This is a genomic window from Klebsiella sp. BDA134-6, assembly GCF_015601345.1.
Classification (GTDB): Bacteria; Pseudomonadota; Gammaproteobacteria; order Enterobacterales; family Enterobacteriaceae; genus Klebsiella; species Klebsiella grimontii.
In genome coordinates this window covers 5,840,183-5,853,976 of record NZ_CP064784.1, presented here as the reverse complement: position 1 = coordinate 5,853,976, position 13,794 = coordinate 5,840,183, and the positions used below count along the sequence as shown (strand labels likewise).

The 13,794-nt window shown below is 54.8% G+C and carries 11 protein-coding genes and 1 pseudogene; 9 read left to right on the top strand and 3 right to left on the bottom strand.

The features are described 5' to 3' along the window. Positions 1-102 precede the first annotated feature (102 nt). Positions 103-904 (top strand): annotated as a pseudogene (gene dinD, locus IYV58_RS27180) (DNA damage-inducible protein D). Between the two features lie 98 nt (positions 905-1,002). Beyond that, the gene (locus IYV58_RS27175) at positions 1,003-2,664 is read left to right on the top strand and encodes a putative transporter (RefSeq protein WP_195729350.1); all 1,662 of its coding nucleotides are present in this window, start codon (positions 1,003-1,005) and stop codon (positions 2,662-2,664) included. Here IYV58_RS27175 and IYV58_RS27170 read toward each other — a convergent pair. Continuing rightward, positions 2,632-3,378 (bottom strand): GntR family transcriptional regulator, encoded by a 747-nt coding sequence (locus IYV58_RS27170; protein ID WP_004126909.1) that lies wholly within the window; start codon positions 3,376-3,378, stop codon positions 2,632-2,634. The two genes, IYV58_RS27175 and IYV58_RS27170, sit on opposite strands and share 33 nt — an antisense overlap. Positions 3,379-3,719: 341 nt before the next feature. Here IYV58_RS27170 and IYV58_RS27165 point away from each other — a divergent pair, with 341 nt between their 5' ends. Both IYV58_RS27165 and IYV58_RS27160 read left to right on the top strand, forming a co-directional pair. Continuing rightward, positions 3,720-5,342 carry an alpha-glucoside-specific PTS transporter subunit IIBC gene (locus IYV58_RS27165; protein WP_004126906.1) on the top strand — a complete coding sequence of 541 codons (1,623 nt, stop codon included), beginning with the start codon at positions 3,720-3,722 and terminating at the stop codon, positions 5,340-5,342. Continuing rightward, positions 5,339-6,661 (top strand): 6-phospho-alpha-glucosidase, encoded by a 1,323-nt coding sequence (locus IYV58_RS27160; protein WP_004126903.1) that lies wholly within the window; start codon positions 5,339-5,341, stop codon positions 6,659-6,661. Before IYV58_RS27165 ends, IYV58_RS27160 begins: the two co-directional genes overlap by 4 nt. On the opposite strand, the gene IYV58_RS27155 is transcribed toward IYV58_RS27160, so the two are convergent. Further along, positions 6,658-7,551: a helix-turn-helix transcriptional regulator gene (locus IYV58_RS27155; RefSeq protein ID WP_004126900.1), complete on the bottom strand. Its 894-nt coding sequence runs from the start codon at positions 7,549-7,551 to the stop codon at positions 6,658-6,660. The two genes, IYV58_RS27160 and IYV58_RS27155, sit on opposite strands and share 4 nt — an antisense overlap. A gap of 175 nt (positions 7,552-7,726) precedes the next feature. Between IYV58_RS27155 and IYV58_RS27150 the strand changes: the two genes are divergently transcribed. From IYV58_RS27150 to IYV58_RS27130, 5 genes are all read left to right on the top strand, one after another. Further along, a complete protein-coding gene (locus IYV58_RS27150) occupies positions 7,727-9,442 on the top strand; it encodes a solute:sodium symporter family transporter (RefSeq protein ID WP_004126885.1) in 1,716 nt (571 codons plus the stop codon). Then, complete coding sequence (locus IYV58_RS27145; protein ID WP_142447096.1) at positions 9,439-10,932, top strand: sulfatase-like hydrolase/transferase; 1,494 nt, start codon at positions 9,439-9,441, stop codon at positions 10,930-10,932. The genes IYV58_RS27150 and IYV58_RS27145 overlap by 4 nt, the downstream gene beginning before the upstream one ends. Before the next feature lie 236 nt (positions 10,933-11,168). Further along, complete coding sequence (locus tag IYV58_RS27140; RefSeq protein WP_004126880.1) at positions 11,169-11,516, top strand: YidH family protein; 348 nt, start codon at positions 11,169-11,171, stop codon at positions 11,514-11,516. Further along, entirely contained in the window at positions 11,506-11,868 is a 363-nt protein-coding gene (locus IYV58_RS27135; protein WP_004126877.1) for a DUF202 domain-containing protein, read from the top strand. The genes IYV58_RS27140 and IYV58_RS27135 overlap by 11 nt, the downstream gene beginning before the upstream one ends. Next, complete coding sequence (locus IYV58_RS27130; protein WP_049115575.1) at positions 11,865-12,395, top strand: radical SAM protein; 531 nt, start codon at positions 11,865-11,867, stop codon at positions 12,393-12,395. Before IYV58_RS27135 ends, IYV58_RS27130 begins: the two co-directional genes overlap by 4 nt. A 53-nt stretch (positions 12,396-12,448) precedes the next feature. On the opposite strand, the gene dsdA is transcribed toward IYV58_RS27130, so the two are convergent. Continuing rightward, positions 12,449-13,777, bottom strand: a complete 1,329-nt coding sequence (dsdA, locus tag IYV58_RS27125) for a D-serine ammonia-lyase (RefSeq protein WP_087828620.1) — start codon at positions 13,775-13,777, stop codon at positions 12,449-12,451. Positions 13,778-13,794: the final 17 nt, after the last annotated feature.

Below are 13,794 nucleotides of genomic sequence, written 5' to 3'. Positions count from 1 at the left end.
TCCCCTTGCTGCAATAGATGTTTCAGTTTAAAAAATAATCAGGTTTTATAGGCTCACTGAAACAAAGGATATGTAATGAACGAACAGTAGCCGTTTGAAGCGATTAAAAATAGGGATGAGGCGGGAAGAGAGTACTGGTCTGCCCGGGCGTTAGCAAAACTGCTTGAATACTCGGAATATCGACACTTTAATCCCGTGATAATTAAGGCAACTGAAGCCTGTGCGAATAGTGGTCATGCTATTAGCGACCATTTCGAAGAGATCCTCGCTATGGTCAAGACAGGTTCGGGAGCGCAAAGAGAACTTAAGGATATTAAGCTCTCACGCTATGCCTGCTATCTGGTTGTGCAAAATGGCGATCCATCGAAACCGGTGATTGCCGCAGGGCAAACCTACTTTGCTTTGCAAACTCGTCGCCAGGAGCTGGAAGACGATCAAACGTTTAAATCACTACGAGAGGATGAAAAGCGACTGTTTCTGCGCAATGAGCTTACTGAACATAATAAACATCTGGTTGAAACGGCCCAACAGGCAGGCGTGGAGACAACGCTGGATTTTGCCATCTTCCAGAACCATGGCTATAAAGGCCTTTATGGCGGACTGGATCAAAAAGCGATTCACGAGCGTAAGAAGCTGAAGAAAAGCCAAAAAATTCTCGACCATATGGGGTCTACTGAACTTGCAGACAACCTGTTTCGCGCTACTCAAACGGAAGAAAAACTACGCCGTGATGAGGTTGATACGAAGCAGTTGGCCAATCAAACCCATTATGAAGTAGGTACAAAAAGTACGCCAGACTATCAAAGAACTTGGCGGCACGATGCCGGAAGCGCTTCCTTCCCCGGAGAAAAGTATTCAGCAGCTAAAAATCGCCGCGAAAAAGAAATGTTCCCCTGAGTCGTAAACCTGATCCCGTGATTATTGTGCGCCAGGCGGCATACAGCCTGGTGAGTACCGGTCATAATCCTCATTGTGAGTAATGTTATACACAGGGAAGAGACGATGAGTGATATAGCATTGACCGTTAGCGTATTGGCGCTGGTGGCGGTCGTCGGATTGTGGATCGGCAATGTAAAAGTGCGCGGTGTCGGCTTCGGTATCGGAGGCGTGCTGTTTGGCGGCATCATCGTCGGCCACTTTGTGGACCAGGCGGGCATTACGCTCAGTAGCCCAATGCTGCACTTTATTCAGGAATTCGGCCTGATTCTCTTTGTGTATACCATCGGTATCCAGGTTGGGCCGGGCTTCTTCGCCTCGCTGCGCGTCTCCGGCCTGCGGCTGAACCTCTTCGCCATTCTGATCGTCATTCTCGGCGGCCTGGTCACCGCGGTCCTGTATAAACTGTTCGATATCCCTCTTCCCGTGGTGCTCGGTATCTTCTCCGGCGCGGTAACCAACACGCCTGCGCTGGGCGCCGGGCAGCAGATCCTGCGCGACCTTGGCGTACCGCTTGATACCGTCGATCAGATGGGGATGAGCTACGCCATGGCCTATCCGTTTGGCATCTGCGGCATTTTGCTGACCATGTGGCTGGTGCGACTGTTTTTCCGCATCAACGTCGAGAAAGAAGCCCAGCAGTTTGACGAGATCAGCGGCAACGGCCATGCGCATCTCCAGACCATCAACGTGCGGGTCGAAAACCCGAACCTGAACAATATGGCGATTCAGGATGTGCCGATGCTAAACAGCGACAAGCTGATCTGCTCGCGCCTCAAGCGTGAGGAGATGCTAATGGTGCCCGCGCCGAATACCCTGATTCAGCTTGGGGACCTGCTGCACCTGGTCGGGCGACCGGAGGATTTACACAATGCCCAGCTGGTGATTGGCAAGGAGGTTTCCACTTCGCTCTCCACGCGCGGCACCGATCTGAAAGTCGAGCGCGTGGTGGTCACTAACGAAAAAGTGTTAGGTAAAAGAATTCGCGATCTGCACTTTAAACAGCGCTACGACGTGGTGATTTCGCGCCTCAATCGCGCCGGGGTTGAACTGGTGGCCAGCAGCCATGCTAGCCTGCAGTTCGGTGATATTCTCAACCTGGTCGGCCGTCCGGAGGCGATTGACGCGGTGGCCGCTGAGCTTGGCAACGCCCAGCAAAAACTGCAGCAGGTGCAGATGTTGCCGGTATTCATCGGCATTGGCTTAGGCGTGCTGCTGGGCTCTATTCCGCTGTTTATTCCGGGGTTCCCGGCGGCGTTGAAGCTGGGTCTGGCCGGAGGGCCGCTGATAATGGCGCTGATCCTCGGGCGTATCGGCAGCATCGGTAAGCTGTACTGGTTTATGCCGCCCAGCGCCAACCTCGCGCTGCGCGAGCTGGGTATTGTGCTGTTCCTGGCGGTGGTTGGGCTGAAATCCGGCGGCGACTTTGTGGCGACGCTGATTGAAGGTGACGGCATGAGCTGGATTGTCTACGGCATCTTTATCACCGCTATCCCACTGCTGGCTGTCGGTATTCTGGCGCGGATGCTGGCGAAGATGAACTACCTGACCCTATGCGGCATGCTGGCCGGTTCAATGACCGATCCGCCCGCGCTGGCCTTTGCCAACAACCTGCATGCCACCAGCGGCGCGGCGGCGCTCTCTTACGCGACCGTTTATCCGCTGGTCATGTTCTTACGTATTATTACGCCGCAGCTACTGGCGGTGCTGTTCTGGGGGATAGGTTAACGGATTCTCCGCCTGGACACGCCGCAGGTGGTAGTCCACCTGATACTCGCTGGCGTTACGGAACATCACCGAGTAGTTAAGAAACTCGCCGCTGTCGCTGTAGGAAAGAGAGGTTATACGCAGCAGCGGCGTCTGTTCCGGCACGTTCATCGACTGCGCCAGCTGCCTGTCCGCCAGCACCGGCGACAGCGTTTCATAGTTACCGCTAATGGTTATTCCACACTCCTTCTCGATGTAATCAAACTTCGACCCTTCCAGATGCACCAGCGATAGATTGCGAAACAGCTTCACCGGCATATAGCTGTCTTCCAGCATTAGCGGCTTGCCATCGACATAGCGCACCCGGCGCGAGAAGTAGATCCGTTCATCAATTTGTATCCGCAGCAGGCTGGCGATAGCCGGGGGGGCGGGCATCACCTCAAAAACCAATACCCGGCTGACCACCTCTTTACCCTGCTTGCGCAGCACCTCGGCCAGACCGGTCAGATTGCTGGTTTCATGATGCAGGTCTTTACGGGCGACGTAGGTGCCGGAGCCGTGTCGACGCACCACCAGCCCCCAGGCGACCAGCAGATCTATCGCCTTGCGGATGGTCATGCGCGCGACGCCAAACTCTTCCGCCAGCTTTTTTTCGCCGGGAAGCGGGCTGCCGACCTCGAAATCGGAGGAGTTCAGCCGCAGACGTAGTCTGTCGGCGATGGATTTGTAGATCACCTGTAGACCTCTATTCATTCAGTTGAAAACGATAGTGCATGAATTATCCACTATAAAAATACAGTTAATACATGGGGATAAAGAGTATTCGTTATAGCGACTTAAACAGCGCAATTCATAATGTCTAATTTTTACTTAAAAAGTAGACAACATTGACGCAATTAAAACCATGAAAGCGATCACGAATCGCAACGGCGCCGCATGTTGTTGGAGGGGCAAATTTCTATTCTCATCTCAGGCCAGTACAAATAGTTACCCTGAATAATTCACCGCGGCAGGTGAAGCATGGCGGGTATGAATAAGGCCACTCACCCTATGAGTTGTTACATGAGGATTTTCAAATGCTCAGTCAAATACAACGCTTTGGCGGCGCCATGTTTACCCCGGTTTTACTCTTTCCTTTCGCCGGGATCGTGGTGGGTATCGCCATTATGTTGCGCAACCCGATGTTCGTCGGCGAAGCGCTCACAGCACCCGACAGTTTATTTGCTCAGATCGTTCACATTATTGAAGAGGGCGGCTGGACCGTCTTTCGTAATATGCCGCTGATTTTCGCCGTCGGTCTACCGATCGGCCTGGCGAAACAGGCCCAGGGCCGGGCCTGCCTGGCGGTGCTGGTTAGCTTCCTTACCTGGAACTACTTTATCAACGCCATGGGGATGACCTGGGGCCACTTCTTCGGCGTCGACTTTTCCGTTGAGCCAACGGCAGGCAGCGGCCTGACGATGATGGCCGGGATTAAAACGCTTGATACCAGCATTATCGGCGCGATCGTCATTTCCGGGCTGGTGACCGCCCTGCATAACCGCTATTTCGATAAACCGCTGCCGGTGTTTCTGGGGATTTTCCAGGGCTCCTCGTTTGTGGTCATTGTTGCCTTCCTGGCAATGATCCCCTGCGCCTGGCTGACCCTGCTTGGCTGGCCAAAGGTGCAGATGGGCATTGAATCGCTGCAGGCCTTTTTACGCTCCGCCGGAGCACTGGGCGTCTGGGTCTATATCTTCCTTGAACGTATCCTGATCCCGACCGGTTTACATCACTTCGTCTATGGACCGTTTATTTTCGGCCCGGCGGTAGTGGAAAGCGGTATTCAGGTTTACTGGGCGCAGCATTTACATGAGTTCAGCCAGAGTTCCGAGGCGCTGAAAACCCTGTTCCCGGAAGGCGGATTCGCGCTGCACGGTAACTCGAAGGTCTTTGGTTCCGTGGGTATCGCGCTGGCGCTCTACTACACCGCAGCACCGGAAAACCGCGTGAAAGTCGCCGGTCTGCTGATTCCTGCCACCTTAACCGCCGTACTGGTGGGAATAACCGAGCCGTTAGAGTTCACCTTCCTGTTTATCTCGCCGCTGCTGTTTGCCGTCCATGCGGTGCTGGCGGCCACTATGGCGACGGTGATGTATATCTGCGGCGTGGTAGGCAACTTTGGCGGCGGCCTGCTCGACCAGTTCCTGCCGCAAAACTGGATCCCGATGTTCCACAACCACGCGTCGATGATGTTTATCCAGATTGGCGTTGGCGTGTGCTTCACCGCACTCTACTTCGTCATTTTCCGCACGTTGATTCTGCGCCTGAACCTCAAAACGCCGGGCCGTGAAGAGAGTGAAATTAAGCTCTACAGCAAAGCGGATTACCAGGCCGCACGCGGTAAAACCAGCGCCGCCGGAGCTGCGGACACCAAACTGGGCCAGGCCGCCGGCTTCCTGCAGGCGCTGGGCGGAGCGGGCAATATCGAAAGCATCAATAACTGCGCCACCCGGCTGCGCATTGCGCTGGTCGATATGGCGAAGACCCAAAGCGACGACGTCTTTAAAGCGCTGGGCGCCCACGGCGTAGTCCGCCGCGGCAATGCAATTCAGGTCATCGTCGGCCTGCACGTTCCTCAGGTCCGCGACCAGCTGGAAACCCTGATAAAAGATTCTCTACAGACCGAACAAACCACCATGACGGAGGCAGTATCATGAAAAAATTCTCAGTTGTTATCGCAGGCGGCGGTAGTACCTTCACCCCGGGCATCGTGCTGATGCTGTTAGCGAACCAGGATCGCTTCCCGCTGCGGTCGCTGAAATTTTACGACAACGACGGCGCGCGTCAGGAGACCATCGCCGAGGCGTGCAAAGTCATTCTCAAAGAGCAGGCCCCGGAGATCGAGTTCAGCTACACCACCGACCCGCAGGCGGCGTTTACCGACGTCGATTTCGTGATGGCGCATATCCGCGTGGGCAAATACCCGATGCGTGAAAAAGATGAAAAAATTCCGCTGCGCCACGGCGTTCTGGGCCAGGAAACCTGCGGCCCAGGCGGGATCGCCTACGGTATGCGCTCCATTGGCGGCGTCCTGGAACTGGTGGACTATATGGAAAAATATTCACCAAACGCCTGGATGCTGAACTACTCCAACCCGGCGGCCATTGTGGCGGAAGCGACCCGCCGCCTGCGTCCGAACGCTAAAATTCTCAACATCTGTGATATGCCGATCGGTATTGAAGGTCGGATGGCGCAAATCGTCGGCCTTAAGGACCGTAAACAGATGCGCGTGCGCTACTACGGGCTGAACCACTTCGGCTGGTGGACCTCGATTGAAGATTTGCAGGGCAACGATCTGATGCCGAAACTGCGCGAACATGTCGCGAAATTCGGCTATGTGCCGCCATCAAACGATCCGCATACCGAAGCCAGCTGGAACGACACTTTCGCCAAGGCGAAAGACGTGCAGGCGTTGGATCCTGATACGATGCCGAATACCTATCTCAAGTATTATCTGTTCCCGGACTATGTGGTGGCGCACTCCAACCCGGAACGCACCCGCGCCAATGAGGTGATGGATCATCGTGAGAAAAACGTCTTTAGCGCCTGTCGGGCAATTATTGAGGCGGGTAAATCCTCCGCCGGCGATCTGGAAATTGACGAACACGCTTCCTACATCGTCGATCTGGCGGCGGCGATTGCCTTTAATACCCAGGAACGGATGCTGCTGATTGTGCCGAACAACGGCGCGATTCATAACTTTGACGCCGATGCGATGGTGGAAATTCCGTGCCTGGTGGGCCACAACGGACCGGAGCCGCTGACGGTTGGCGATATTCCGCACTTCCAGAAAGGGATGATGAGCCAGCAGGTCGCGGTGGAAAAACTGGTGGTGGATGCCTGGGAACAGCGCTCGTACCATAAGCTGTGGCAGGCCATCGCACTGTCGAAAACCGTACCGAGCGCATCGGTCGCCAAAGCGATTCTTGATGACCTGATCGCGGCCAACAAAGAGTACTGGCCGGAACTGCATTAATCCTGCTGACCGGCATCCATGGGGTGCCGGTCATTCATTTTTAACACCGCTGAGGGCGCATAGCCGAACCGGCGTTTAAACGCCTTGCTAAAATGAAAGGAGTCAAAGAAGTTCAGCATTTCCGCCACCTTACCCACCGTATTCCCCTCCTGCTTTAATAGCGACTGCGCCAGCTCAAGCTGGGCGTTAAGGTAATACTCCTTTGGCGTTTTGCCGGTATAACGCAAAAAGAGGCGCCGCAGCCACGGTTCGCTGCACTGCATAGCATCAGCCATATCGGCTACGCTCCAGCGTTTTTGCGGATTAGCGTGTAGAGCGGCAATAAGATTCTCCAGCTTTTGCAGTTGACGATCTTTGTTGCCATTTTCGGCAATCAGGCAAATCCATTGATAAATGATTTTCGTGAGGTAGGCTACGGCCAGGTTATTCTTTAGCGGATCGCGGTCAGCAATCAGTAAGGCCACTTCATTGAGTTCCTTATTAAAAATATCGGCGTGATAAATAGTGCCGATTTGTAATACCGGAATAGGCATCAGCGTAGTAGGAATAAATTCCATCCAGTATTGTTCCCAGACCAATCCGGCGCAGTGATAGGATTTGATCTCTATGGGTTTTAGAAATATGACGCAGTTACCGTTTAACGTTATTTCAGTATGGTCTTTAAGATATATTTTCCCGCACCCCTGGAGTGTATATATCGCCACCCACGAGTTGGCGATAAGCGGTTTCTTTTTATCGCGCGGCCAGCTAACCCGGTAGCTTTCATCGGCCAGGGTATGCCACAGCGAGAGCAGGGAAATCCCGCTTGAGATCACATTTTCTTCCAGAACTAACGGAATGTTATACGTAGTTTCGTTTTTTACATGCGAAATTTGTATTTTTCCATTCATTTTAATTTCCCATCGGCCAATGATGCCTGCAACCTGATGAGGTGAATTTAGCAAGAAATAGCCTTGCAGGGATACATTACATCTCGTTTTATATAAATCATCGCCTTACCTGGATAAAACGCTATACCTTTGTACCTAATAGCGCCGGGATATAATGACAAATAAGGGCTTAAAGATGAATACTATACAAATTTTGAGCTTTGTCGGTTTTACATTGCTGGTGGCTATCATTACCTGGTTCAAGGTAAGAAAAGCGGATACCGGTTCGCAGCAGGGCTATTTTCTTGCCGGCCGTTCGCTGAAAGCGCCAGTCATCGCCGCCTCGCTGATGTTAACCAACTTATCGACCGAACAGCTGGTAGGATTATCGGGCCAGGCTTACAAAAGCGGCATGTCGGTCATGGGCTGGGAAGTGACATCGGCGGTGACGCTAATCTTCCTGGCGCTGATCTTTCTTCCCCGTTATTTGCAGCGCGGTATCGCCACCATCCCGGACTTTCTGGAAGAGCGGTACGATAAAACGACCCGCATTATTATCGACTTCTGCTTTCTTATCGCCACCGGTATCTGCTTTTTACCCATCGTGCTTTACTCCGGCGCGCTGGCGCTAAATAGCCTGTTTCATATCGGTGAGTCGCTGGGGCTGACCCAGGGCGCCGCCATCTGGTTACTGGTCATTTTGCTCGGTCTGGCCGGGATTTTATACGCGGTGATCGGCGGTATGCGCGCAATGGCAATCGCTGATTCCATTAACGGAATTGGCCTGGTGATTGGCGGTCTGATGGTACCGATTTTTGGCCTGATGGCGATGGGGAAGGGGAGCTTTTTACAGGGCATAGAGCAGCTGACGACGGTACATGCGGAGAAGCTGAACTCCATTGGCGGCAGCACTGACCCCTTACCGATTGGCGCGGCGTTTACCGGCCTGATTCTGGTGAACACCTTCTACTGGTGTACTAATCAGGGGATAGTTCAGCGAACCCTGGCGTCAAAAAGCCTGGCGGAGGGGCAGAAAGGGGCGCTGCTGACGGCAGTTCTCAAGATGCTCGATCCGTTGATTCTGGTTCTTCCCGGTTTAATTGCCTTTCACCTCTACCAGGATCTGCCGAGCGCGGATATGGCCTATCCGACGCTGGTCAATAAGGTGATGCCGCTCCCGTTAGTTGGGTTCTTCGGCGCGGTACTGTTTGGCGCGGTTATTAGCACCTTTAACGGTTTTTTAAACAGCGCCAGTACCCTGTTCAGCATGGGGATTTACCGGCGCATCATTAATCAAAACGCACAGCCGGAACAGCTGGTGCGCATTGGGCGGAAATTTGGCCTTTTTATTGCGGTGATATCGGTGATTGTCGCGCCGTGGATCGCCAATGCGCCGCAGGGACTGTATAGCTGGATGAAGCAGCTCAACGGTATTTATAACGTGCCGCTGGTAACCATCATCATTATGGGCTTCTTCTTTCCGCGTATCCCGGCGATCGCCGCCAAAGTGGCGATGGGGCTGGGGATTGTTAGCTACATCACGATTAACTACCTGGTGAAGTTCGATTTCCATTTCCTCTACGTGCTTGCCTGCACGTTCTGCATCAACGTGGTAGTCATGCTGGTTATCGGCGTCATTAAGCCGCGGGCGACGCCGTTTAAATTCCATGATGCGTTTGCCGTTGATATGCAGCCGTACCGGCACGTGAAAATTGCTTCGGTGGGGATCTTGTTCGCGATGATCGGCGTTTACGCGGGCCTCGCCGAATTTGGCGGCTACGGCACTCGCTGGCTGGCGGCGGTGAGCTACGCCATTACCGCAGCGGTCGTTATCTATCTGATTTACAGCAGCTGGCGGGAACGCCGCTCCGCTCCAGCTTCCTATGCTATCGACGTTAAGGAAAAATCATGAGTCGTCCCAATTTCCTGTTTATTATGACCGATACCCAGGCGACCAATATGGTGGGCTGCTACAGCGGTAAACCGCTGAACACCCATAATATTGATCGTCTGGCCGCCGAAGGTATCCGCTTTAATTCCGCCTATACCTGCTCGCCGGTATGCACTCCGGCGCGTGCCGGACTGTTTACCGGAATCTACGCCAACCAGTCCGGCCCGTGGACCAATAACATCGCGCCGGGAAAAAACATCTCTACCATGGGGCGCTACTTTAAGGATGCAGGTTACCGCACCTGCTATATCGGCAAGTGGCATCTGGATGGTCACGACTACTTTGGTACCGGCGAGTGCCCGCCGGAGTGGGACGCTGACTACTGGTTCGACGGCGCAAATTACCTCGCGGAGCTGACCAAGGAGGAGATCAGCCTGTGGCGCAATGGCCTGAACTCGGTTGAAGATTTACAGCGACACGGTATCGACGAAACCTTTACCTGGGCGCACCGCATCAGCAATCGGGCGGTAGACTTCCTGCATCAACCCGCGCGCGCCGACGAGCCGTTCCTGATGGTGGTGTCCTATGACGAGCCGCACCATCCGTTTACCTGCCCGGTGGAGTATCTGGAGAAGTATCAGGACTTTTATTACGACCTCGGGCCGAAGGCTCATGATTCGTTGAGCAATAAACCGGAACACCATCGGCTATGGTCGCAGGCGATGCTCTCACCGGTAGGCGAGGATGGGCGCTATCATCATCCGCTCTACTTTGCCTGCAACGACTTTGTTGATGACCAGATTGGTCGGGTGATCGATGCCTTAACCCCGGAACAGCGGGATAATACCTGGGTGATATACACCTCCGATCACGGTGAGATGATGGGCGCGCATAAGCTCATCAGCAAAGGCGCGGCGATGTATGACGACATTACCCGTATCCCGTTGATTATGCGCCCGCCGCAGGGCAAATCCGCGCAGGTCGACACACCGGTCAGCCATATCGACCTGCTGCCGACGATGATGGCGCTGGCGGGCATCGATAAGCCGGATATCCTGCCGGGAGAAAATATTCTCGATGCTGAAACGCCGCGTGGCGTGATGGTCGAGTTCAATCGCTATGAAATCGAACACGACAGCTTTGGCGGTTTTATTCCGGTGCGATGCTGGGTGACGGATGAGTACAAACTGGTACTCAATCTGTTTACCAGTGATGAACTGTATGATCGGAAAAATGACCAGGATGAGCTACATAATCTGATCGATGTCCATGAATTCGCCGACGTTCGCTACCGGATGCACGATGCGCTGCTGGACTATATGGATAAAATCCGCGACCCGTTCCGCACCTATCAATGGAGCCTGCGTCCGTGGCGGCCGGATGCCCAGCCGCGCTGGATGGGCGCTTTCCGCCCGCGTCCGCAGGATGGCTACTCGCCGGTCGTGCGCGACTATGACACCGGTCTGCCGACGCGGGGCGTGAAGGTAGAGGAGAAAAAACAGAAATTTTGACGAGTTCACAGCGTTGGCAAAGGGCGCTCGTCAGGCATTGCCCGGTAGAAAGGCGGACGCACTGGGCCATCACTCTGAACGATATAGCCGCCAATCATCAGCCTGATAACCTGACGCTAAATGGTTATCAGGCCTGAACTTTTTCTGCAACGGGGCGATTATTGATGCCTTCCGCATTGGCTCTCAGGTAGAATCGCCGGTATTTTACGCAATCGGCAACCCATCAAGGAGTTATGATGAAAATATCCCGCCTTGGCGAAGCGCCGGATTACCGCTTCTCGCTGGCGAATGAACGTACCTTTCTGGCGTGGATCCGCACTTCGCTTGGCTTTTTAGCTGGCGGCGTCGGCCTGGACCAGCTGGCGCCGGATTTCGCGACGCCGCTGATCCGCGAAATTCTTGCTCTGCTGCTGTGCCTGTTTGCCGGCGGCCTGGCGATTTACGGTTATATACGCTGGCTGAGCAACGAAAAGGCGATGCGGCTTAAACAGGATCTTCCCTATACCCGCACCCTGCTGCTGATCAGTATTCTGCTGACTATCGTTATCGTGGTGGTCATGGCGCTGGTGCTCTATGCCGGATAATCGCCGGGCGCGCCGCGAGAACGACCCGGGCCTGCAACCGGAGCGCACGTCGCTGGCCTGGTTTCGCACTCTTTTAGGCTATGGCGCGCTGCTGGCGCTGGCGATTAAGCACCACTGGCATCAGGCAGGGCTTCCGTTCTGGATTTCGCTGTGCATATTGCCGTTTGTCGCTGTCATCCTCTGGCGCTATACCCGCAGCCGCAATGTGATGGATGTTGAGCATAGTGATTTTGTCCAGCGGCAGGCGGTTCGTGACAAATTTTTGATCGCATTCGCAGTACTTTCCCTGTCATTGTTGTTTGCTGTAACCCATATACGACAGGTGATTTTGTTTATTAAGGATCTGATATGACAGGATGTCAGGCCGATTACAGTGACGATCGGCACTGCGGTAACTGCCAGTCTCTGGCGAGCGATATCCCGGTATGGGAAGTGATTATCCATCGTCAGGAGTGTGAACGCCCCGAGCATGTCTATCATCAGCTGAGCGCTCAGGGGGCAGCGGCTATCAAGTTCATTCCCCATTTGCAACCTTCCGACGCCCGCCTGTGGGGGGATTTTCTCTGCGCGGTGTTCGCTATTTGGATCAAAGAAGACGCTAATCGCATCGTCGTGCCGCTGTTTGAGGCAACGCTGCGCGCCTGGCGCGGTGAGGCAGTATGTTATGAGAATAATCCGCCTGGGCCGGCCTGCGCCGGCTGCGCCTGGCTAAGATTATGCGGTGGCGGCTGCCCGCAGCTGCGACTGGAGGATGGCTCCAATGCGCTATGCGAGGGATACCGGCAGTTTTATAGCTGGAGCGCCCCCTATATGCGCGTCCTGCGCGATTTACTCAACCAGCACCGCTCGCCGGTTGAGCTCATGCATCTGCTGCGCTAAAAAAATGGCGACGAGAGGATCTTCGTCGCCATTGCGTTTACCTGTCTTAAAGTTTACCGCCCTTTTGCCAGATACTGCGCCATCTCCTCTTCCGGCACCATGCCGCCGCCGGTCGCCCACACCAGATGGGTCGCATTCTGCATCTGCTCCGCGGTGAAGCCGTGCATCAGCTGATATGCCTCGCTGGCGCAGACCCGCTGCGGCCCGGCCATACCGGCCAGGGCGGATGGCTCGAGGCGAATACCTTCTTCTTCGGCTAACCAACCCAGCATATCGTACATAGTCTGGTCATCGAGAGAGTAGAACCCATCCAGCAGGCGCTCCATTGCCCGACCCACGAAACCGGAAGCGCGGCCTACCGCCAGACCGTCGGCGGCGGTCAGATTATCGATCCCCAGATCCTGAACTGAAATCTGGTCATGCAGGCCGGTATAGACCCCCAGCAGCATGCAAGGGGAGTGGGTCGGCTCGGCGAAGAGGCAGTGGACGTGGTCGCCAAACGCCAGCTTCAGGCCAAACGCCACCCCGCCGGGGCCGCCGCCCACGCCGCACGGCAGATAAACAAACAGCGGATGAGCGGCGTCTACCACGCGCCCTTCCCGGGCAAACTGCGCCTTTAGCCGCTCGCCGGCCACGGAATAACCGAGGAACAGGGTGCGCGAGTTCTCATCATCGATAAAGAAGCAGTTTGGGTCAGATTCGGCGGCTTTGCGCCCCTGCTCAACCGCCACGCCGTAATCCTCTTCGTACTCCACCACCGTTACGCCATGGCTGCGCAGTTTGGCTTTTTTCCACGCCCGGGCGTCGGCGGACATATGGACCGTTACTTTGAAGCCGATGCGCGCGCTCATTATGCCAATCGACATCCCCAGATTGCCGGTGGAGCCGACGGCGATGCTGTACTGGCTAAAGAACCCCCTGAACTCGGGCGTCAGCAGCTTACGGTAGTCGTCGGCAGTGTTTAACAATCCCGCGCCTATCGCCAGTTTCTCCGCGTGGGTAAGCACCTCATAAATGCCGCCGCGAGCTTTGATCGAACCCGAAATCGGCAGATGGCTGTCTTTTTTCAGCAGCAGATCGCCGCTAATTGGCTGGCTAAAAGTTTTTTCCAACCGGGCCTTCATTGCCGGAATAGCCACCAGCTCAGACTCGATAATGCCGCCGGTGGCGGCGGTTTCCGGAAAGGCCTCCGCCAGATAAGGCGCAAAGCGATCGAGCCGGGCATGGGCGTCCTGAACGTCTTCTGTCGTCAGGCCAACATAGGGTAACCCTTCCGCCAGCGACGTCGTTGACGGGTTAAACCAGGTGGTTTCTTTCAGGGTTATCAGCTCCTCCAGGAGAGGAAACTGCGCGAGTAAAGTGGTCATGTCAGCGTTTTTCATATTACGTCTCTTTGCGC